Source organism: Roseburia rectibacter (assembly GCF_014287515.2).
In the GTDB taxonomy this organism is placed as follows: domain Bacteria; phylum Bacillota; class Clostridia; order Lachnospirales; family Lachnospiraceae; genus Roseburia; species Roseburia rectibacter.
On sequence record NZ_CP092473.1, the window covers coordinates 1,390,691 to 1,414,088 of the forward strand.

18 protein-coding genes are annotated in these 23,398 nt (G+C 42.9%); 17 read left to right on the forward strand and 1 reads right to left on the reverse strand.

Translation table 11 applies throughout. The annotated features are described in order from the left end of the window. Nucleotides 1–52: 52 nt before the first annotated feature. The 8 genes from H8S51_RS06600 (at nucleotide 53) to fucO (ending at nucleotide 10,579) form a co-directional block, all read left to right on the forward strand. A complete protein-coding gene (locus tag H8S51_RS06600) occupies nucleotides 53–1,276 on the forward strand; it encodes a phosphoglycerate kinase (RefSeq protein WP_006858105.1) in 1,224 nt (407 codons plus the stop codon). A gap of 201 nt (nucleotides 1,277–1,477) precedes the next feature. After that, the gene (gene tpiA, locus H8S51_RS06605; RefSeq protein ID WP_186898941.1) at nucleotides 1,478–2,227 is read left to right on the forward strand and encodes a triose-phosphate isomerase; all 750 of its coding nucleotides are present in this window, start codon (nucleotides 1,478–1,480) and stop codon (nucleotides 2,225–2,227) included. An 88-nt stretch (nucleotides 2,228–2,315) separates the two neighbouring features. Then, entirely contained in the window at nucleotides 2,316–3,326 is a 1,011-nt protein-coding gene (locus H8S51_RS06610; protein ID WP_117922229.1) for an SGNH/GDSL hydrolase family protein, read from the forward strand. A gap of 93 nt (nucleotides 3,327–3,419) precedes the next feature. Continuing rightward, on the forward strand, nucleotides 3,420–4,961 hold the full coding sequence (gene gpmI / locus H8S51_RS06615; RefSeq protein ID WP_186898940.1) for a 2,3-bisphosphoglycerate-independent phosphoglycerate mutase: 1,542 nt from the start codon (nucleotides 3,420–3,422) through the stop codon (nucleotides 4,959–4,961). Nucleotides 4,962–5,328: 367 nt separating this feature from the next. Beyond that, the gene (locus H8S51_RS06620) at nucleotides 5,329–6,207 is read left to right on the forward strand and encodes a phosphoribosylaminoimidazolesuccinocarboxamide synthase (protein WP_241070940.1); all 879 of its coding nucleotides are present in this window, start codon (nucleotides 5,329–5,331) and stop codon (nucleotides 6,205–6,207) included. A 131-nt stretch (nucleotides 6,208–6,338) separates the two neighbouring features. Continuing rightward, the gene (gene purF, locus H8S51_RS06625; RefSeq protein WP_117922226.1) at nucleotides 6,339–7,802 is read left to right on the forward strand and encodes an amidophosphoribosyltransferase; all 1,464 of its coding nucleotides are present in this window, start codon (nucleotides 6,339–6,341) and stop codon (nucleotides 7,800–7,802) included. A 25-nt stretch (nucleotides 7,803–7,827) separates the two neighbouring features. After that, complete coding sequence (purB, locus tag H8S51_RS06630; protein ID WP_118210447.1) at nucleotides 7,828–9,279, forward strand: adenylosuccinate lyase; 1,452 nt, start codon at nucleotides 7,828–7,830, stop codon at nucleotides 9,277–9,279. Between the two features lie 154 nt (nucleotides 9,280–9,433). Then, a complete protein-coding gene (fucO, locus tag H8S51_RS06635; RefSeq protein ID WP_118210448.1) occupies nucleotides 9,434–10,579 on the forward strand; it encodes a lactaldehyde reductase in 1,146 nt (381 codons plus the stop codon). Nucleotides 10,580–10,718: 139 nt separating this feature from the next. On the opposite strand, the gene H8S51_RS06640 is transcribed toward fucO, so the two are convergent. Continuing rightward, the gene (locus H8S51_RS06640) at nucleotides 10,719–11,288 is read right to left on the reverse strand and encodes a TetR/AcrR family transcriptional regulator C-terminal domain-containing protein (protein WP_117922223.1); all 570 of its coding nucleotides are present in this window, start codon (nucleotides 11,286–11,288) and stop codon (nucleotides 10,719–10,721) included. 247 nt (nucleotides 11,289–11,535) lie between these two features. On the opposite strand from H8S51_RS06640, the gene H8S51_RS06645 reads away from it, so the two are divergent. The 9 genes from H8S51_RS06645 to H8S51_RS06685 all read left to right on the forward strand — a co-directional run bounded on the left by H8S51_RS06645 (nucleotide 11,536) and on the right by H8S51_RS06685 (nucleotide 23,398). Beyond that, entirely contained in the window at nucleotides 11,536–13,137 is a 1,602-nt protein-coding gene (locus tag H8S51_RS06645) for a xylulokinase (RefSeq protein ID WP_186898938.1), read from the forward strand. A gap of 26 nt (nucleotides 13,138–13,163) precedes the next feature. Next, nucleotides 13,164–14,660: an L-arabinose isomerase gene (araA, locus tag H8S51_RS06650; RefSeq protein ID WP_186898937.1), complete on the forward strand. Its 1,497-nt coding sequence runs from the start codon at nucleotides 13,164–13,166 to the stop codon at nucleotides 14,658–14,660. Between the two features lie 186 nt (nucleotides 14,661–14,846). Beyond that, entirely contained in the window at nucleotides 14,847–15,500 is a 654-nt protein-coding gene (fsa, locus tag H8S51_RS06655) for a fructose-6-phosphate aldolase (protein WP_006858099.1), read from the forward strand. Between the two features lie 330 nt (nucleotides 15,501–15,830). Further along, nucleotides 15,831–16,670 carry a transketolase gene (locus H8S51_RS06660; RefSeq protein WP_186898936.1) on the forward strand — a complete coding sequence of 280 codons (840 nt, stop codon included), beginning with the start codon at nucleotides 15,831–15,833 and terminating at the stop codon, nucleotides 16,668–16,670. Next, nucleotides 16,658–17,605 (forward strand): transketolase family protein, encoded by a 948-nt coding sequence (locus H8S51_RS06665; protein WP_117922219.1) that lies wholly within the window; start codon nucleotides 16,658–16,660, stop codon nucleotides 17,603–17,605. The genes H8S51_RS06660 and H8S51_RS06665 overlap by 13 nt, the downstream gene beginning before the upstream one ends. Then, nucleotides 17,599–18,294, forward strand: coding sequence for an L-ribulose-5-phosphate 4-epimerase (locus H8S51_RS06670; protein ID WP_117922218.1), 696 nt, complete (start codon nucleotides 17,599–17,601; stop codon nucleotides 18,292–18,294). Before H8S51_RS06665 ends, H8S51_RS06670 begins: the two co-directional genes overlap by 7 nt. Before the next feature lie 44 nt (nucleotides 18,295–18,338). Continuing rightward, nucleotides 18,339–19,382 (forward strand): aldose epimerase family protein, encoded by a 1,044-nt coding sequence (locus H8S51_RS06675; protein WP_186898935.1) that lies wholly within the window; start codon nucleotides 18,339–18,341, stop codon nucleotides 19,380–19,382. 137 nt (nucleotides 19,383–19,519) lie between these two features. After that, the gene (locus H8S51_RS06680) at nucleotides 19,520–19,735 is read left to right on the forward strand and encodes a hypothetical protein (RefSeq protein WP_186898934.1); all 216 of its coding nucleotides are present in this window, start codon (nucleotides 19,520–19,522) and stop codon (nucleotides 19,733–19,735) included. Nucleotides 19,736–19,825: 90 nt separating this feature from the next. Then, complete coding sequence (locus H8S51_RS06685; RefSeq protein WP_186898933.1) at nucleotides 19,826–23,398, forward strand: PD-(D/E)XK nuclease family protein; 3,573 nt, start codon at nucleotides 19,826–19,828, stop codon at nucleotides 23,396–23,398.

Consider the following 23,398-nt stretch of genomic DNA (forward strand, 5'->3'; position numbering starts at 1 on the left):
TTGGACCGGGCCTGTTTTTATACCTCAATTATATAAAAGGAGGACATATTTTATGTCATTAAACAAAAAATCAGTAGACGACATTAATGTAAAGGGAAGAAGAGTACTTGTAAGATGTGATTTCAACGTTCCGTTAAAAGAAGGAAAAATCACAGATGAGACTCGTATCAACGCAGCTCTTCCTACCATCCAGAAATTAATCAACGATGGTGGAAAAGTAATTCTCTGTTCACATCTTGGAAAAGTAAAAAACGGACCAAACGAAGGCGAGTCTTTAGCTCCGGTAGCTGAGAAACTTTCTGAGAAACTTGGCAAAAAAGTAAACTTCGTATCTGATTACAATGTAACAGGTGAGGCAGCTACAAAAGCAGTTGCTGAAATGAACGAAGGAGATGTTGTATTATTACAGAATACACGTTTCCGTGGTGCTGAGGAGACAAAGAACGGCGAAGAGTTCAGCAAAGAGTTAGCTGATCTTGCAGACGATTATGTATGCGACGCATTCGGTTCCTCCCACAGAGCACATGCTTCTGTTGCAGGCGTTACAAAATTCATCACTGCAAAGGGTGGTTCTAACGTAGTTGGTTACTTAATGCAGAAAGAGATCGATTTCCTTGGAAACGCTGTTGAAAATCCGGTAAGACCTTTCGTAGCGATCCTTGGTGGTGCAAAAGTTGCAGATAAATTAAACGTTATCTCCAACTTACTGGAAAAATGCGATACATTAATCATTGGTGGTGGTATGGCATATACTTTCTTAAAAGCACAGGGATATGAGATCGGTAAATCTTTAGTAGATGATACAAAGATCGATTACTGTAAAGAGATGATGGCAAAAGCAGAAAAACTTGGAAAGAAATTACTCCTTCCGGTAGATGCTGTAACCATCGCAGATTTCCCGAACCCGATCGATGCTCCGGTAGAAGTTACTGTATGTGACGTAAAAGATATGCCGGCTGACAGAGAGGGATGCGATATCGGACCAAAGACTCAGGAGTTATATGCTGATGCAGTTAAGACAGCAAAGACTGTTGTATGGAACGGACCGATGGGTGTATTTGAGAACCCGACATTAGCAGCTGGTACGATTGCAGTTGCAAAAGCACTTGCTGATACAGATGCTACAACAATCATCGGTGGTGGTGATTCTGCAGCAGCTGTTAACCAGTTAGGATTCGGCGACAAGATGAGCCATATCTCTACCGGTGGTGGCGCTTCCCTTGAGTTCTTAGAGGGTAAGGAATTACCAGGTGTCATGGCAGCCGATGATAAGTAAAAATAGTTGCAGTGTAAAGTTGGCTGCCATGACACCTTAGTTATGGCAGCCGACGATAAATAGAAGATTGTCATAGCATAAATCTGGCTGCAATAACGCCTTAGGTATAGGCAGCCGAAATAAAAAGCTGCCATAATGCCTTGGTATGGTAACAGATGATATGTCAACAAACTTTAAAAATGGGAAAAAGAGGATAAAATCATGGCAAGAAAGAAGATCGTAGCCGGTAACTGGAAAATGAACATGACTCCAAGCCAGGCTGTTAAATTAGTAGAGGAATTAAAACCATTAGTAGTAAGCGATGATGTAGAAGTTGTTTACTGTGTACCAGCAATCGACATCGTACCTGTTGTTGAGGCTTTAAAAGGAACCAACGTAGCAGTAGGTGCCGAGAACATGTACTATGAGGAGAAAGGTGCTTACACCGGAGAGATCGCTCCTGAGATGTTAGTAGATGCTGGTGTAAAATACGTTATCATCGGTCATTCCGAGAGACGTGATTACTTCAAAGAGTGCGACTGCATGTTAAACAAAAAAGTGAAAAAAGCTTTTGAGCATAACTTAACACCAATTCTTTGCTGCGGCGAGACATTAGAGCAGAGAGAGATGGGAATCACTTTAGACTGGATCCGTATGCAGATCAAATCTGACTTAAAAGATGTTACTGCAGAGCAGGTAGCTTCTATGGTAATCGCTTATGAGCCGATCTGGGCTATCGGAACAGGAAAAACAGCAACCACAGAGCAGGCTGAGGAAGTCTGCAAGGCAATCCGTGACTGTATCAAAGAAGTATACGGCGCTGACACAGCAGAGAAAGTACGTATCCAGTACGGCGGATCTGTAAATGCAGGTAATGCAGCAGAATTGTTTGCACAGCCAGATATCGATGGTGGTTTAGTTGGAGGAGCTTCCTTAAAAGCTGATTTCGGTAAAATTGTAAACTACAAATAAATCATAATCAGGTTAAGGGGATTCTATCTGGGAGTGAAAACAGAAAGAATCCCCTTTTCACTTGATATGTGTGGAAAAAGTGAAATATATGAAAAAGAAAATAATATGGATACTGATCTGCGTTCTGATACTGATCGGCGGGTGGAATGTAACTGCAAGAGAATGGAATCAGGCAGAAAGCGCGGATTTTGAATATAAAGAAAATAATGCAAATGCGAGAGCACAGAGTTCTGACGGGCAAAATATTTCATTAGAAGATGTTTTACAGGAAACTGAGACATCTATACAATATGGTGAGTTAAACAGTGAATCGAAAACTGAGAATATAACAGGTAATTCTGAAAATTCATCGACAGACAATGAAAAAGATGATGAAGAAAAGGATGCTGATGATAGTATAAAAACAGAGTCAACAAAGAATACGGCAGATGATACATATAATACAGTCAGAGAGGATAAAACGATAAAAAATGATCTGGAAGAAGATGAGTCAGACGAAGATTCCTATGAATATGAAACCGGATATATATTTGTGGGAGATTCCAGGTTTTATCTGATGAATGAAGAGTGTAAAATCGAAGATATCCCCAATTTTTTTGTGGTGTCCTGTCCGGGAATGGGATATGCATGGCTTGCTGATACGGCATTTCCGAAAGTACAGTCGCTGCAGAGACAGCATACGGAAATCAAAAACTGGGTTGTGATCTGTGGATTAGGAGTCAATGACTTGACATCAATCCGTTCCTATCTGAACAAATATCGCAGATGGCCGGACAGTTCAAAACTTTATCTGTTGTCTGTGAATCCGACAAATACAGGTGCTCCGGCAAGATGTAATAATCAGAGGATTGAATCATTTAATAACCGCATTAAGAAGGTTGAGAATGCTACATATATCGACTGCTACCGGTATTTGGCGAAACTTGGGTTTGGAACAAAGGGAGACGGAATTCATTATGATTCATATACCAACTGGGCGATTTATTCCTATATATTAGGACAGCTCAATAAAGATGCAGGTGAAGACCTTGTCACAGAAGTTGAATGTCAGGCAAAAGCAAAGAAACTGGAAAAACAGTTAAGCCAGAAAAACTATTGAAAACAAATGAGGTTATCAGTATAATGGTTCTGGATTAGGAGAATCGTATACTTTTGATAAATGGAAAGAGAATAGAAAGTGAGGAAACAAAACATGAGTAAGAAACCTACCGTATTAATGATCTTAGACGGATTTGGTCTGAATGAAAAAACAGAAGGAAACGCCGTAGCACAGGCAAAAACACCGGTGATCGACGGACTTATGAAAGACTATCCGTTTGTAAAAGGAAATGCAAGTGGTCTTGCAGTTGGTCTTCCTGACGGACAGATGGGTAACTCTGAGGTAGGACATTTAAATATGGGTGCCGGAAGAATCGTATACCAGGAGCTGACAAGGATCACAAAAGAGATCAGCGATGGTGATTTCTTTAAAAATCAGGCATTATTAGATGGTATGGAAAATGTAAAGAAAAACGGTTCTGACCTTCATTTATATGGATTATTATCCAATGGTGGTGTACACAGCCATATCACACATCTGTTTGGACTTCTTGAAATGGCAAAAAAAGAAGGCGTAAAGAACGTATATGTTCACTGCTTCTTAGACGGACGTGACACAGCTCCGACTTCCGGTAAAGAGTTCATCGAGGAGTTAGAGGCTAAGATGAAAGAGATCGGTGTTGGTAAGATCGCATCCATTTCCGGACGTTACTATGCAATGGACCGTGATAACAGATGGGATCGTGTGGAGAAAGCATACAAAGTGCTGACCACAGGTGAAGGAGAAACTGCTGAGAGCGCAGTAGCAGCTATGGAAGCATCTTATGCAAAAGATGTGACAGATGAGTTCTTCGTTCCAACTGCAATTACAGAGAACGGCAAACCGATCGCAACAATCAAAGACAACGATACTGTTATTTTCTTTAACTTCCGTCCTGACCGTGCGCGTGAGATCACAAGAACATTCTGTATGGATGATTTTGACGGATTTGACCGTGGCGCAAGAAAGAACGTAAAATATATCTGCTTTACTGAGTATGATGTGACGATCCCGAACAAAGAAGTTGCATTTAAGAAAGTAGAACTGAAAAATACGTTTGGTGAGTATTTAGCAGCACACAATATGACTCAGGCAAGAATCGCAGAGACAGAGAAGTATGCGCATGTTACATTCTTCTTCAACGGTGGTGTGGAGGAACCAAACAAAGGTGAGGACCGTATCCTTGTAAAATCCCCGAAAGTAGCTACCTATGATTTACAGCCGGAGATGAGTGCACCGGAAGTCTGCGATAAATTATGCGATGCGATCCGTTCTGAAAAATATGATGTCATCATCATCAACTTTGCAAACCCGGATATGGTTGGTCATACCGGAATCTTAGACGCAGCAATCAAAGCAGTTGAGACAGTCGATACCTGCGTAGGAAAAGCAGTTGAGGCATTAAAAGAAGTAGACGGACAGATGTTCATCTGCGCAGATCATGGTAATGCAGAGCAGCTTGTAAACTATGAGACAGGCGAGCCGTTAACTTCCCATACAACCAACCCGGTTCCATTTATCCTGGTAAATGCAGATCCTTCCTACACCTTAAAAGAGGATGGATGTCTTGCAGATATCATCCCGACTATGATCGAGCTGATGGGAATGGAGCAGCCGGCAGAAATGACCGGAAAATCTTTACTGATCAAAAAATAATAAAAAAGATGTGAAAGTCATATAGAAAGACAAAAAGAGGTGTCACAGTTGTGGCAGTAAAGCAGTTAAAACTTTAAAAATGTATCATTTATAATAAGAAGGCAGTCGCAAAAACTGGTCTATGATCAGAAGGTGTGGCTGCCTCTTTTTGTGAGAATAAGAGTATATAAATAAAAATATAAGTATTACTTATAATATAATAAAAATTATACAAAAATACTAATAAAAAGAACACAATTTTCTATATCGCAGATCCGGGTGCATATGGGCAAAGTCATTGACTTTCCAAAAGACTATGTATTATAATTTTTGGGTAACATCAGAAAATGATATGGTGTTCATAACACCGGAAAAGAGGACAAAGAGGATGAGTAGCAAAGTATTTCAGCCAGTTAAAGAGGGAAAAGTACGTGAAGTATATGATAACGGCGACAGCCTGATCATTGTAGCGACAGACAGAATTTCTGCTTTTGATCATATTTTGAAGAATAAAGTCACAAAAAAGGGTGCGATTCTGACTCAGATGTCTAAATTCTGGTTTGATCTGACAAAAGATATCGTTCCAAATCATATGATTTCTGTTGATGTGAAAGATATGCCGGAGTTTTTCCATGAGGAGAGATTTGACGGCAACAGTATGATGTGTAAAAAATTAGAGATGCTTCCGATCGAGTGCATCGTGCGTGGATATATTACAGGCAGCGGCTGGGAGAGCTACAAAGAAAACGGTACCGTATGTGGTATCAAGCTGCCGGAGGGATTAAAAGAGTCTGATAAGCTGCCTGAGCCGATCTTTACACCGAGTACAAAAGCTGAGATCGGTCTGCATGATGAGAATATCTCATTTGAGCGCTGCAGGGAGATCTTAGAGAAAGAGTATCCGGGAAAAGGTGCTTCCTACGCAGAACAGATCAAAGATTATACGATTGCTTTATATAAAAAATGTGCCGAATATGCACTGACAAAAGGTATCATCATTGCAGATACCAAGTTTGAATTTGGTTTAGATGAGAATGGCAATGTTGTATTAGGTGATGAGATGCTTACACCGGACAGCTCCAGATTCTGGCCATTAGAGGGTTACAAACCGGGACAGGGACAGCCGTCCTTTGACAAACAGTTTGTAAGAGACTGGTTAAAAGCCAACCCGGACAGTGATTACCTGTTACCGGATGATGTCATCGAAAAGACAGTGAATAAATACAAAGAGGCATATGAGCTTCTGACAGGCAAGAAATTTGCATAGTGGAAAAATCCTCTGAACACCAGTGGGCAAATTTTACATGGTAAAATTGCATTTTTCTTCGAAAAACAAGGAGGAAAATCCTCTCCTCGCTGTGGGGCTCGGATTTTGCTTCGCAAAACAAGGAGGATTTTATGGACAACAATGGATTTGTGAAAGATACACCATGGCAGACAAATGGCGACAGCGGACTGCATGAGGAATGTGGTGTATTCGGAATGTACGACTTTGATGGCGGAGACGTTGCATCCACGATTTATTATGGTCTTTTTGCATTGCAGCACCGTGGACAGGAGAGCTGTGGTATTGCAGTCAGTGAAACAAACGGTCCAAAGGGAAAAGTAACCTCATACAAAGGGATGGGATTGGTCAATGAGGTATTTACGCAGGATAATTTAGAGCCTATGCATGGCGATATCGGTGTCGGACATGTCCGTTATTCGACGGCAGGAGCTTCTACCCGCGAGAATGCACAGCCATTGGTTCTTAATTACGTTAAGGGAACACTCGCGCTTGCCCACAATGGAAACCTGATCAATGCAATGGAACTGCGTAAGGATTTAGAGTATACCGGAGCAATTTTCCAGACGACGATCGACTCTGAGGTCATCGCCTATCACATTGCCCGTGAGCGTTTAAATTCAAACAGTGTGGAAGAGGCAGTGGGACGTGCATGCCAGAAGATAAAGGGTGCATTTGCGTTAGTTGTGATGAGTCCGAGAAAATTAGTCGGAGCGCGTGATCCGTATGGTTTTAAACCGCTTTGTATCGGAAAACGTGACAATGCCTATATTTTAGCATCCGAGACGTGTGCATTAGATACGATCGGTGCAGAGTATGTCCGTGATGTATTGCCTGGTGAGATCGTTACGATCACACCGGAGGGCGGTATCCAGTCGGATCTTTCCTTAGCACTGCCAAAAGAAAAAGAAGCACGCTGTATTTTTGAATATATTTATTTTGCAAGACCGGACAGCCACATTGACGGTGTGAGCGTTTATGCATCCAGAATTAAGGCAGGACGTTTCCTTGCCATGGATTCACCGGTGGATGCTGATCTTGTTGTCGGTGTTCCGGAATCCGGAAATGCGGCAGCACTCGGTTATTCCCTGCAGTCGGGAATCCCATATGGCACCGCATTTGTGAAAAACGGATATGTCGGAAGAACTTTCATCAAGCCGAAACAGAGCAGCAGAGAGTCAAGCGTGCGTGTAAAATTAAATGTTTTAAAAGAAGCGGTAGATGGAAAACGTATCATCATGATCGATGATTCCATTGTCCGTGGTACAACGTCAGACCGTATCGTAAAGATGCTGCGTGACGCAGGAGCGACAGAAGTACATGTAAGGATCAGTTCACCACCATTTTTATGGCCGTGCTATTTTGGAACGGATATTCCGGAGCGGGAACAGTTGATCGCATACAACCGTTCCATCGAAGATATCCGTAAGATCATCGGTGCAGATTCCCTTGGTTACCTTGGGATTGAGCGTTTAGAGGAGATGGTTGGCGGATTAAACATCTGTAAGGGATGCTTTACCGGTACTTATCCGATGGAGCCGCCGAAAGAAGACATCCGCGGAGATTTTGAGAGATAATTAAACACTATTAAGGAGAATAGAAATGAGTACAGACAGATATACAAGTCCATTATCTGAGCGTTATGCCAGCAAGGAGATGCAGTATATTTTTTCACAGGATAAAAAATTCCGTACATGGAGAAAATTATGGATCGCATTAGCTGAGACAGAGATGGAGTTAGGACTTTCCGAGAATGGAAAGCCGGTCATTACACAGGAGCAGATCGACGAGTTAAAGGCACATGCCGAGGACATTAACTATGATGTCGCAAGAGAGCGTGAGAAACTGGTTCGCCATGATGTTATGAGTCATGTATATGCATACGGACAGCAGTGCCCGAAAGCGGCAGGAATCATCCATCTTGGAGCAACTTCCTGTTATGTTGGAGACAATACAGATATTATTTTAATGCGTGAAGCATTGGAATTAGTTCATAAAAAACTGGTCAATGTTATTGCAGAACTTGCAAAATTTGCAGATACCTATAAAAATCTGCCGACACTTGCATTTACCCATTTCCAGCCTGCACAGCCGACGACCGTTGGAAAACGTGCGACACTGTGGGCACAGGAATTTATCATGGATCTTGAGGATCTTGAGTATGTCATGGGATCTTTGAAACTGCTTGGTTCAAAAGGAACAACCGGAACACAGGCAAGTTTCTTAGAACTGTTTGACGGAGATCAGGAGACGATCGATAAGATCGATCCGATGATCGCTGCAAAGATGGGATTTAAAGAATGTTACGCAGTTTCCGGACAGACTTACTCCAGAAAAGTAGATACCAGAGTTGCAAATATTCTTGCAGGCATTGCGGCAAGTGCGCATAAGATGTCAAATGATATCCGCCTGTTACAGCACTTAAAAGAAGTAGAAGAACCGTTTGAAAAGAACCAGATCGGATCTTCCGCTATGGCATATAAACGCAACCCGATGCGTTCTGAGCGTATTGCATCTTTATCACGTTATGTCATGATCGATGCATTAAACCCGGCGATCACCTCTGCAACACAGTGGTTTGAGCGTACCTTAGATGATTCCGCAAACAAGAGACTTTCCATTCCGGAAGGATTCCTTGCGATCGATGGTATCTTAGACCTGTGCTTAAATGTAGTAGATGGATTAGTCGTATATGATAAAGTCATCACCAAACATTTAATGGCAGAGCTTCCATTTATGGCAACAGAAAACATTATGATGGATGCTGTAAAAAATGGCGGCAACCGTCAGGAGCTGCATGAGAAGATCCGTACTTTATCCATGCAGGCGGGCAAGACTGTCAAAGAAGAAGGAAAAGACAACAATCTGCTTGAACTGATCGCAGCAGATCCAGAGTTTAACCTGACATTAGAGGAACTTCAGTCAACGATGGATCCGGCAAAATATGTGGGACGTGCACCGATCCAGGTAGATAAGTTTATCGCAAATGTGGTAAAACCGATCTTAGATGCCAATACAGCAGAGCTTGGAGTAAAAGCTGAGATCAATGTATAATCCAATCAGAAAATAAGTAAATGAAAATCCTGCTGGAAGTTCCGGCGGGATTTTTATTTTTTTTGTTACAATTTCACTGTTTTGTCACTTACAAATAAGATTTCGTCCTGTTACAATCAAAGTATCATAAGTATTGGAAAAGGAGAAGATTATTATGGCAAACAGAATTATGTTAAACGAAACATCTTATCACGGAGCAGGAGCAATCGAAGAGATCGCAACAGAGGCAAAAGCGCGTGCATTCAAAAAAGCGTTTGTATGCTCAGATCCTGACCTGATCAAATTTGGTGTCACAAAAAAAGTAACAGATATTCTGGATAAAAACGGACTTGCTTATGAGATCTATTCTGATATCAAAGCAAATCCTACGATCCAGAACGTACAGCATGGTGTAGAGGCATTTAAGAAAGCAGGTGCTGATTATCTGATCGCGATCGGAGGCGGCTCTTCCATGGATACTTCCAAAGCGATCGGAATCATTATCGCGAACCCGGAATTTGAGGATGTCAGAAGTCTTGAAGGCGTTGCTCCTACGAAAAAACCATGTGTACCGATCATTGCAGTACCTACAACCGCTGGTACAGCAGCAGAAGTTACAATCAACTACGTTATCACGGATGTGGAGAGAAAGAGAAAATTTGTCTGTGTTGATCCGCACGACATGCCGGTGATCGCAATCGTTGATCCGGATATGATGTCCTCCATGCCAAAAGGACTGACAGCTTCCACCGGTATGGATGCCCTGACACATGCAATCGAGGGATATACAACTAAGGCTGCATGGGAAATGACAGATATGTTCCATCTGAAAGCAATCGAGATCATTTCAAGATCTCTGCGTGATGCAGTGGATAATAAGAAAGAGGGACGTGAGGGAATGGCACTTGGACAGTACATTGCCGGAATGGGCTTCTCTAACGTAGGTCTTGGAATCGCTCATTCCATGGCTCATACCTTAGGTGCTGTTTATGATACACCACATGGTGTTGCATGTGCGATGATGCTTCCGATCGTTATGGAATACAACGCTGACTGTACCGGAGAAAAATACCGTGAGATCGCCCGTGCAATGGGAGTCAAAGGTGTGGACGATATGTCTGTGGAGGAATATCGTAAAGCAGCAGTTGATGCCGTACAGAAACTCTCTGTTGATGTGGGAATCCCGACAAAACTTGAGGCATTAAAAGAAGAAGATCTTGATTTTCTTGCAGAATCTGCTCATGCAGATGCATGTGCTCCGGGTAACCCGAAAGATGCCAGTGTGGAAGATCTTAAGAATCTTTTCCGCAAACTGATGTAATTGCAGCGGTGAAATCATAGAATGTACGCTTTATGATTCGTATATTGTCATAAGTAAAAGAAAACCTTTCAGGCATAATTGTCTTGCCTGGAAGGTTTTTTTGTAACAGAAATGTTTATGAATGTAACATTTTCCTGCATCAAACCAACCCGTATTTATGAAATACAGTCTGCAGTTCTTCCGGCATGGCAGATGCAAGGGCATGTGCGAGTTCTTCGGCAGAACATTTGCGATAGCCAAGCACCCACTGTACGGTCATATAAATGGAACCCTGGCAGTACATTTCTAACTGAAACTGCAGCTGACGGGAAAGTCTGCACGCCATGCGCGTCTCAAGCTGTTCGGCGTAAAATGCACAGATCAGTTGAAAATCATGATCTCTCAGACAATTCTGATCGTCATTTTTAAAAGCTGCTTTAAAAAAGAGCTTTTCCTGCTGGATATAATGAAATTTATTTACCAGTCCTTCATACACAGTTTTCCCTTCACCCATATGTTCGAAAGATTCCAGTAAAATTTTATCAAAATACCAGTTGATAAGGTCATACTTATCCTTAAAATTCCGGTAAAAGGTCTGGCGTGTCACGCCGCAGGTCTCCACAATCTCCGTGACGGTGATCTTCTCTACGGAGGCGGATTTCATGCATTCTTTCATTGCGGTGGCAAGTTTGTATTTGATGGTTTCATTTGTTTTATGTTCTGATGGCATGGGAAAATCTCTTTCTTTTTACGTTGTGATTAGTTCGTGCTGGTCTGTATTTTATTCCGCAGTGTTCCTTCTTATCTGGCACTGCTCATAGCTTAATACATTATACCATACATGGTCAGGAACAAAGCGAATTTATAGAGATTTTATAAAGTGGTATTTTAAGAAAAAACAACTTGTTAACACATGCATACAAGTTGTATGCTGAAAGTATAGAAGAAGTGGTTTATATCTGAAAGGAGAAGGGATAATGAGTAACGCAAAGCAGACGATTGAAGCCGGAAAAGCGGTACTGGGGATTGAATTCGGTTCAACCAGGATCAAGGCGGTTCTCGTGAATGAGGCAGGGGAGCCGGTCGCATCCGGTGCACATGACTGGGAAAACCGTTTAGAGGAAGGAATCTGGACATACAGTCTGGACGATATCTGGACGGGACTTACCGACTGTTATGGCAAATTAACAGAGGATGTAAAGGAAAAATACGATACAGTGATCAAATCACTCGCAGCGATCGGATTTTCCGGAATGATGCATGGCTATATGGCATTTGACAAAGACGGGGAGTTACTTGTACCGTTCCGCACCTGGCGCAATACGATCACGGGGGAGGCTGCGGCAGCACTTACAAAGGAGTTTTCCTTTAATATTCCACAGCGCTGGAGCATCGCACATTTATATCAGGCGATCTTAAACGGGGAAGAACATGTAGGAAACATTTCGTATTTTACAACCTTAGCCGGATACATTCACTGGAAACTGACCGGAGAGAAAGTACTTGGTGTCGGAGAGGCATCCGGTATGTTCCCGATCGACGCAAAGACAAGAGATTACAATCAGACAATGATCGATAAATTTGACGCACTTGTCGCACCAAAAGGATATCCGTGGAAACTGCGTGAGATCCTGCCGAAAGTTTTAGTTGCAGGGGAGGCAGCAGGAACGTTGTCTGCTGAGGGAGCAAAACTGTTGGATAAGAGCGGCAATCTTTCCGCAGGCATTCCGCTCTGCCCGCCGGAGGGAGATGCAGGAACCGGTATGGTTGCGACAAATTCCGTTGCAGTCCGCACAGGAAATGTATCTGCCGGAACATCCGTGTTTGCGATGGTCGTTCTTGAGGAAGATTTAAAGAATGTGCATGAGGAACTGGATATGGTGACTACGCCATCTGGAGACACTGTTGCAATGGTTCACTGCAACAACTGTACATCGGATCTGAATGCATGGGTTGGACTTTTTAAAGAATTTGCTGAAGCATTCGGATTAAAACCGGACATGAACGAATTGTTTGGAACACTTTACCGGAAAGCATTAGAGGGAGATAAAGACTGCGGAGGTCTGATTTCCTACAATTATTTTTCCGGCGAACCGGTAACCGGTCTGAATGAAGGACGTCCGCTTTTCGTGCGCAGACCGGACGCACATTTTACACTGGCAAACTTTATGAAAAGCAATCTTTATGCATCACTTGCCACTTTAAAGATCGGTCTTGATATTCTGTTAAAAGAGGAAAAAGTAAAAGTAGACCGTATTTACGGTCATGGAGGACTGTTTAAGACAAAAGGAGTCGGACAGGGAATCCTTGCAGCGGCTATGGATGCACCGGTAGCGGTTATGGAGACTGCAGGTGAGGGTGGTCCATGGGGCATGGCACTGCTTGCATCTTACATGGTTCACAAAAAAGAGGGTGAAACATTAGAGCAGTACTTATCTGATCGGATCTTTAACGGGGAAACAGGAACTGTTATGGAACCAGATCCTTTGGATGTGGCAGGATTCGATGCTTATATTGAAAGTTATAAAAAGACACTGGAAGCGGAAAAGGCAGCCGTAGAGACGATGCCGATCTTATAAAAATTATATCAGGAGGATATTTACACATGTTAAAAACAAAAAATTACAAATTCTGGTTTTGTACCGGATCACAGGATCTATATGGGGATGAGTGCTTAGAACACGTGGCAGAGCATGCAAAGATCATTGTTGCAAAATTAAATGAATCCGGGGTACTTCCTTATGAGGTTGTCTGGAAACCGACACTGATCACAAATGAACTGATCCGAAAGACTTTTAACGAGGCAAATATGGATGAGGAATGTGCAGGTGTGATCACGTGGATGCACACATTTTCGCCGGCAAAATCCTGGATCTTAGGATTACAGGAATACAGAAAGCCGTTATTACATTTACATACCCAGTTCAATGAAGAAATCCCGTATGATACCATCGATATGGATTTCATGAATGAAAACCAGTCTGCACATGGTGACAGAGAGTACGGTCATATCGTAACCCGTATGAGAATTGAACGTAAAGTAGTTGTCGGACACTGGTCTGATCCGGCAGTACAGGAAAAAATCGCTTCCTGGATGCGCACGGCAGTCGGCGTGATCGAGAGCAGCCATATCCGTGTGATGCGTGTTGCTGACAATATGAGAAATGTTGCGGTAACTGAAGGCGATAAAGTGGAAGCACAGTTGAAATTTGGCTGGGAAGTCGATGCATATCCGGTCAATGAGATCGCAGAGTCCGTTGCAGCAGTATCTGAATCCGATACCAATGTATTGGTCGATGAATATTACGATAAATATGACATTTTGTTAGAAGGACGCGATCCGGAAGAATTTCGACGTCATGTTGCCGTTCAGGCACAGATCGAACTTGGTTTTGAGCGTTTCTTAGACGAAAAGAATTATCAGGCGATCGTAACCCACTTTGGTGATCTTGGTGCCTTAAAACAGCTTCCGGGACTTGCAATCCAGAGGCTGATGGAAAAAGGTTATGGTTTTGGTGCGGAGGGGGACTGGAAAGTTGCTGCAATGGTACGTCTGATGAAGATCATGACCGAGGGCAAAAAAGATGCAAAGGGAACTTCTATGTTAGAGGATTACACTTACAACTTTGTCAAAGGCAAAGAGGGTATCTTAGAGGCACATATGTTAGAGATCTGTCCGTCAATCGCTGATGGTCCGATCAGTATCAAATGTCAGCCGCTTTCCATGGGTGACAGAGAAGATCCTGCAAGACTGGTATTTACATCCAAAGAAGGAAAAGGTATTGCAACTTCCCTGATCGATCTTGGCAACCGTTTCCGTCTGATCATCAATGATGTGGACTGCAAAAAAGTGGAAAAACCAATGCCGAAACTTCCTGTAGCAACTAATTTCTGGACACCACAGCCGGATCTTTATACCGGTGCAGAGGCATGGATTCTTGCAGGCGGCGCACATCATACGGCATTTACTTACGATCTGACTGCAGAGCAGATGGGTGACTGGGCAAATGCAATGGGAATTGAAGCTGTTTATATTGACAAAGATACGAAGATCCGTGATTTTAAACGTGATCTGCAGATTGGGGAACTGTTTTACCGTTAAACAACAATAACATGCATGTGTATATTTATGATGAAAAAATTGTTTTGTGAAAAGTGTGCACATGCACGCAAAAAAGTTGTGCAAAATCATGAAAACATTAAAATACGGTTGAATTTTTATATAAAAGAGACTATCATATAGAAAACAAAATACGTGCACGTGCACACAAAGAAGGAGAAGTGTATTATGAAATTTTTTATTGACACAGCAAACGTAGAGGATATCCGTAAAGCAAATGATATGGGAGTGATCTGTGGTGTTACCACCAACCCGTCTTTGATCGCAAAAGAGGGAAGAGATTTCAATGAAGTAATCAAAGAGATCACATCAATCGTAGACGGACCGATCAGCGGCGAAGTAAAAGCTACAACAGTTGATGCGGAAGGTATGATCAAAGAGGGACGTGAGATCGCAGCAATCCATCCGAACATGGTTGTAAAAATTCCGATGACAGTAGAAGGATTAAAAGCTGTAAAAGTTCTTTCAGCAGAGGGAATTAAAACCAATGTAACACTGATCTTTACAGCAAACCAGGCACTCCTTGCAGCAAGAGCAGGTGCAACCTATGTTTCTCCGTTCCTTGGAAGATTAGATGATATCAGCACGGCAGGCATCGACCTGATCCAGGATATCGTTCAGATCTTCGATAACTATGGACTTGAGACAGAGATCATCGCAGCATCCATCCGTAACCCGATCCACGTAACTGACTGCGCATTGGCAGGTGCACATATCGCAACTGTACCATACAACGTAATCGTCCAGATGACAAAACATCCGTTGACTGATGCCGGAATCGAAAAATTCCAGAAGGACTATAGAGCGGTTTTTGGTGACTAAGGTTTTACAAAAAGACTATAGAAACCGCTCTGACGTCTTCGGAGAGTAAAAAATTTTGAAATATATATAGACGGCTTTGCTGTATTCGGTGACTAATACAAATCACCGCGAAACTCATTGATGACTCAAGGCAGTTGGAAGTATGGACAGATTTATAAGAAGGTGCTGGGGAGCCGCCGGTACTTAGCGGGTGTATTTTACTCGCTTAGTATCCGCTGCGAGCGACAGGCAGCGAGAGCGTGCCTTCATTAAATCTGTCCATACTTCCAACGTATAAATAATTCAAGATGAGTTTCGCAGAGTATATGAAAAAATTACAGGAGGGTATCAATGACTATCGATGAATTAAAGCAGACAGCAGTCGAGGTGCGCAAGGGCATTGTAACTGCGACACATGCTGCGAAATCCGGGCATCCGGGGGGATCGCTTTCAGCGACAGAGATTTTTACATATTTATATTTTGAAGAGATGAATATTGATCCGAAAGATCCGAAGAAAGAGGATCGTGACCGTTTTGTCTTATCGAAGGGACATACGGCACCGGGACTTTATTCCACTCTGGCAAACCGCGGATATTTTCCGGTGAAAGATTTAGAGACGCTGCGCCATACAGGCTCCTATTTACAGGGACATCCGGATATGAAACATATCCCGGGTGTGGATATGTCTTCCGGTTCTTTAGGGCAGGGAATCTCCTGCGCGGTCGGAATGGCGCTTGCAGGGAAAATGGACAACAAAGATTACCGTGTTTACACACTTTTAGGTGACGGAGAGATTGAGGAAGGACAGGTATGGGAAGCAGCTATGTTTGCCGGACACCGCAAACTCGATAATCTGGTAGTGATCGTTGATAATAATAACATGCAGATTGACGGAACACTTGATGAGGTATGTTCACCGGACCCAATTGACAAAAAGTTTGAGGCTTTCAATTTTCATGTGATCCATGTTGCAGACGGAAATGATTTTGCACAGCTTGCAGAAGCATTTAAAGAGGCAAAGGAAACCAAAGGCATGCCGACAGCGATCATTGCACACACCTTAAAAGGTAAGGGTGTTTCTTACATGGAAGGTCAGGTAGGCTGGCATGGAAAGGCACCTAACGATGAGGAATATGCGATTGCAATGGAAGAATTAGGAAAGGCGGGTGAAGCATTATGTCAGAAGTAAAGATGATTGCGACCAGAGAAAGTTATGGTAACGCATTAGCTGAACTTGGAAAAGAAAAAGAAAATCTGGTTGTACTTGATGCTGATCTCGCTGCAGCTACCAAGACAGGTATTTTTAAAAAAGCATTTCCAGAGCGTCACATTGACTGTGGTATCGCAGAAGCAAATATGACAGGTATTGCAGCAGGACTTTCTACATGTGGAAAAGTGCCGTTTGTCAGCACATTTGCCATGTTTGCGGCAGGACGTGCCTATGAGCAGGTGCGCAACTCCATTGGTTATCCGCATCTGAATGTAAAGATCGGTGCAACACATGCAGGTATCTCAGTAGGTGAGGATGGAGCGACACATCAGTGTAACGAGGATATCGGTCTGATGCGTGAGATTCCCGGCATGGTCATTATCAATCCAAGTGATGACGTGGAAGCAAAGGCTGCTGTACGTGCGGCTTATGAATATGTAGGTCCTGTTTATATGCGTTTTGGACGTCTGGCAGTTCCGGTCATCAATGACAATCCGGAATATAAGTTTGAGATCGGTAAAGGTGTGGAACTCCGCAAAGGAAAAGACATTACGATCTTTGCGACAGGGCTTTGCGTATCAGAAACATTAAAAGCAGCAGAAACTCTGGCAGAGAATGGTATTGATGCACAGGTCATCAATATCCATACGATCAAACCATTAGATGAAGAACTGGTCTTAAAAGCAGCAAAACAGACAGGACGTGTGTATACGGTGGAAGAACACTCTATCATTGGAGGACTTGGCAGTGCAGTTGCAGAGCTGCTCGGTGAAAAATGTCCTACTAAGATAACGAGGATCGGTGTAAATGATGTATTCGGAGAGTCAGGTCCTGCGAAAGAACTGCTTCATAAATATGAACTGGATGCAGAGGGCATTGCAAAACGTATTATGGAGGAACAGAAAGCATGTTAGAGGAATTAAAAAAACAGGTCTATGAGGCGAATATGGAACTGCCGCGCCGCGGACTGATCACCTATACATGGGGAAATGTCAGCGGAATCGACAGGGAAAGCGGATATTTCGTGATCAAGCCAAGTGGTGTGGATTATGATGCATTATCTCCGGATGATATGGTTGTCATGGATTTAAATGGCAATAAGATCGAGGGAAGATACAAACCGTCATCCGATACGGCAACGCATATTGAACTTTATAAAAAATATGAGGAGATCGGTGGAATCGTGCACACACATTCTCCGGAGGCTGTGGCATGGGCGCAGGCAGGAAGAGACATTCCTCTCTATGGAACCACGCACGCAGATTACTTTTTTGGCCCGATTCCGTGCGCAAGAAATCTTACACCGGAGGAGATCGAGGAAGCTTACGAGAAAAACACTGGGTTAGTCATTATCGAGACCTTTGAGACAAGAGGCATCAAACCGATGTATACGCCGGCGGTACTCTGCAAGAATCATGGACCGTTTACCTGGGGAAAAGATGCGGCAGAGGCAGTACACAATGCAGTTGTGTTAGAGGAAGTTGCGAAGATGGCAAAGAATACAGAACTTTTGAATCCGAAAGTACTTCCGGCACCGGATTGTATCAAAGAAAAGCATTTTTACCGCAAACATGGCGCAAATGCATACTACGGTCAGAATTAAAAATGACAGAAATAAAGCTGTCAGGAAATGAGGATTAAAATAGCATGAACAGTGTCGAGTTTGGAAAGACAAAAGAAGGAAAAGTTGTTACGAAATATCTGTTGAAAAATGAAAATGGTATGGAAGTTTCTGTGACAGATCTTGGGGCAACGATCATATCTGTGCTTGTGCCGGATCAAAACGGTGCAAAACGGGATGTAGTGTTAGGGTATGATACACCAGAGGAGTATCAGGAACATACGTGTTATTTTGGAGCAGTGATCGGTCGTAATGCAAATCGTATCGGCGGAGCAAAAGTTGTTTTAGATGGCAAAGAGTATCCGCTTGAAAAAAATGACAACGGAAATAACCTGCACAGTGGAAAAAACGGTTTTAACGCTGTCATCTGGAGTGTGGAACAGCAGAAGGAAAATGAGATCACGTTTTCCTATCTGAGTAAGGACTTAGAACAGGATTTTCCGGGAAATATGACTGCGAAAGTTACTTATGCAGTAACGGAGGACAATGCACTTGCAATCACATATGAGGCAGTTGCGGATCAGAATACGGTTGCAAACTTTACAAATCACGCTTATTTTAATCTGAATGGTCATGATTCCGGCAGCATGGAAGATCAGGAACTTGAAATTTTAGCTTCCTATTATACTCCGGTAAAAGATGGAGAGGCAATCCCGACCGGTGATGTGGAAAAGGTTGCCGGAACACCGATGGATTTCCGTAAGATGAAAAAGATCGGTCAGGATATCAGCGCAGACTTTGAACAGCTTAAGTTTGTCGGCGGCTATGACCATAATTTTGTCTTAGATAAGGCTGATGGGACAATGCAGCTTGCAGCCCGCGCAAGATCAGAGGAATCCGGTATCTGCATGGATGTCTATACGGACTGTGTCGGTATCCAGTTGTATGCTGGAAATTTCATTGGGAAACAGACAGGAAAAGGCGGTGCATCCTATGATTCACGTCATGCATTCTGTTTAGAAACACAGTATTTCCCAAATGCAGTAAATGAACCAAATTTTAAAACACCGGTTCTGAAGGTAGGAGAAACATATCATTCACAGACAAAGTACTGCTTTTCTGTAAAATAAGAAATATTTCATAAAATGGTGTCACATCTGAGTTTGAAATGTGACACCATTTTTGTATTTTTAATAAGAATCTTTTCACTGTTTTGACGATATGGTACAATAAACATAACTTAAAAACTGGGAATGTTGAGAAATATATGAAATCGCAAAAGAGAAAAAGTATTAAACAGACAACAAAAAAGAAAATATATTTATATACAGCGGAGATTACGGTACACCGTATGGAAGCATACCTGAATCAGTATATTTCCACATCGGATCTGTTAAAAGAGATCATTGAAGCAGATAAAGTCATGGATGATACGCAATTTAATACGTTGGCAGAGTTTATGATGAAAGGCAATGATGCATGAGCCATGATCTGCTGGTGAAAGATAACATTTTTCAAAAGAATTAATGTATGATACAATATTTTACAGAATGAATTTTCAGGAGTAAAATGTATGTCCCTACAATTTATATTTGGCAATTCTGGCAGCGGAAAGTCAGATTTTCTGTATGATTCCGTGCTGAAACAGGCAAAAGAGAATAAAGAGCAGCAGTTTTTGATCATAGTGCCGGAGCAGTTTACAATGCAGACACAGCGGGAACTGGTTGAAAGACAAAAACAGCACGCGATCATGAACGTGGATGTGCTCAGCTTTGCGAGACTGGCATACCGCGTATTTGACGACCTTGGAAAACAAAATGTGGTCGTGCTGGAAGAGACTGGCAAAAATCTCGTCCTGCGCAAGGTAGCAGAACAGAAAAAAGCAGAACTTAACGTGCTTGGTGCAAATATGAATAAGATGGGATATGTCGGTGAGGTAAAATCCCTGATCTCAGAACTGATGCAGTATAATATACGCCCGGATGCGTTAGCAGAATTTCTGGAAAAAGAGCCGCTTGGAGAGGGACTGCGCTTAAAAATGCAGGATGTCCTTACCATGTATCAGGGATTTACGGAGTATTTGAAAGGCAGATATATCACAGCAGAGGAAGTGTTAGAGCTTCTCTATGATGTGGCAGAAGAGTCTAAGCTGCTTTGCGGCAGTGTGATCGTATTAGACGAGTTTACGGGTTTTACGCCGATCCAGAACCGTCTGATGGAAAAACTGCTCGTACTGGCAAAGAAGGTCAGTGTCTCTGTCACAATGGATGTCAGGGAAGATTTTTATCAGTGCAGAGGTGTGCATGAACTTTTTGCCATGAGTAAAAAAACGGTGGCATCCCTGCTTAAAGTGGCAGAATTATGTAAAGTTCCGGTCGAGGAGCCGATCGTGCTTCCAACTGGAGAAAAGAGACGTTATGCCGGTGCACCGGATCTTTATTTCATGGAGCAGAATCTATTCCGTCCGGGAGCAGGAAGTTACAGATATAAAGTGTCGGAAAAAGCAATGAAAAGCAATAAAAACCATGAAAAATTAACAGACAGCCAGTTGGAAGAGACACCGGATATCCGTATCACATCCCTGAAGAATCCAAGGGAAGAATTAAAATTTGCCGCCTGCGAGATCGTGCGCCTGACAAGGGAGCAGGGGTACCGTTACCGTGATATTGCGGTGGTCACAGGAGATGTGCAGCAATATGGCAATTATGTGCCGGAAATCTTTGAACAGTACCATATTCCATACTTTATCGATCAGACAAAAAATATCCTGTTTCATCCGTTTATTGAGTGCATCCGTGCAATTTTAGAGATGATCGAATATGATTTTTCGTATGAAAGCGTTTTCCGGTTTTTAAGATGCGGTCTTGCTGAAAAAATAATACCACAGGGGAAACTGTCAACCATGGAACTGGAATTGGATGGAGAAACCGGTGAAAAGTCTGCACAATGTAAAGAGCAGACAATTCACAGACTTACGGAACAGGAGATCGACCGTCTGGAAAACTATGTGCTTGCGCGCGGAATCCGTGGGGCATCCCGCTGGAGCAAGCCATGGACATTTGTGATGCCGGATGGAACATTAGAAGATATGGAGCGGTTAAATGAGATCCGCGAGGCGGTTTATGAGAACTTTAAACCGCTTCTTATGGCTTTTCGGGGAAAGGAAAACACCGTCAGTACACAGACATTTGCATTATACAGCCTGATCCGGCATCTTGACATGGAGCAGCTTCTAAAAGAACGCGGAGAGTTTTTTGAGAAAAATGGGAATCAGGCGAGGGCAAAAGAATACGACCAGATCTATAAAATTGTGATGGATCTGCTTGATAAAGTGACATCCCTGCTGGGCGATGAGACGATGACGATCCGGGAATACAGTGATATCTTAGATGCCGGATTTGAGGCGGCAAAGGTTGGTATTATCCCGCCGGGAAATGATACTGTAACGGTCGGAGACATTGAGCGGACAAGATTAAATCATATAAAGATTTTATTTTTTGTCGGTGTCAATGACGGAGTTGTTCCGAAAGCAGGAAATCAGGGTGGTATTATCTCACAGTTTGAGCGTGAGAAGATGGCAGAATATCATCTGGAACTGGCACCGGGGGCAAGGGAAAAAGTATTTATCCAGAAGTTTTACCTGTACTTAAACATGACAAAACCGTCCGAACGGCTTTATGTGACATTCTGCCGTGTTAATTCGGATGGAAAAGCACTGCGCCGTTCTTATCTGATCGGAACACTCTTAAAATTATTCCCTCAGCTTGTGGTGGAAGAACCATCCGAGGAGGAGACGTTAGAGGGCGTTCTGACTGCAGAGAGTGCCCTGCCGTTTCTGATGGAAGGATTAAACAAGCCGGTGGAAGATGAAGAAGCATGGACGGCACTTCTGGCATGGTATTTATCGGATGAGGGAGACAGAGAGAAGGCATTGCAGCTTTTTGATGCAGCGTTTGGTGTGCATCAGGATGATGCGATCAGCAAGGCTGTCACGAAGGCTCTGTATGGAAATACGTTAGATAACAGCGTGACAAGACTTGAGCAGTTTGCAGCCTGTGCATTTGCACATTATCTAAGCTATGGTCTTAGATTAAGAGAACGTGAACTGCAGCAGTTTGCAAGCGTGGACATGGGAAATATTTATCATGATGTGTTAGAGCGTTTTGCAAAAGGGATCGAGATGTCCGAATATACGTGGTTTGATATTCCACAAGAAGCACAGGATGCCCTGCTTTCCCAGAGTATGGAAGATGCGATCGCAGGAAGCGGGATCGGGGATGTGTTTGAGGATGCAAGAAACAGCTATCTGTTAAAACGGATGGAGACAACGGCAAAACGGACGATATGGGCATTGATGTTACAGGTACGGAAAGGGAAATTTGTGCCGAGCGGGTTTGAAGTATCATTTTCACGCGCCGAACGGTTAGATGCGGTGCAGTTTCAATTAGGTGAGGATGAGAAAATGCGTCTGCGCGGCAGGATCGACCGTATTGATACTTATGAGACGGATGACAAAGTTTATGTAAAGATCATTGATTATAAATCCGGCAATACAAGTTTTTCACTGTTGAATTTTTATTATGGACTGCAGCTACAGCTCGTCGTCTATATGAACGTGGCATTAGAGCTCACTAAGAAAATATATAAGGGGAAAGACACAGAACCGGCTGGAATTTTTTACTATCACATTACAGACCCAATGGTGGATTCAGATGGAGGGGAGTCTGAAGAGGAGATCAGGCGGAGTATCTTAGAACAGTTGAAAGTAGGCGGTCTGGTCAATGAAGACCCGGAAATTTACGGCGCGATGGATACGGATTTTACAGGCACATCGTCAGTGATCCCGGTGGCATTAAAGGCAGATGGTTCCTTAAAGGCAGCTTCTAAGACGGCGAGCGCCTATGAATTTGGACTGATGTCTGACTATGTGCGCAAGAAGATCGAGCATGTAGGAAAAGAAATCTTTGCAGGAAATGTGTCAGTAAAGCCATATCTGTTAGGTGACAGAAGCGGATGTGATTATTGTCCATACCACACGATCTGTGGATTTGATGTGCGGATGCCGGGATTTTCCTATCAGCAGTTTGAAAAGTTTGACAGCAGTGAGGAGATCCTTGCACATATCCGGGAAGAGGTAGAAGATTAA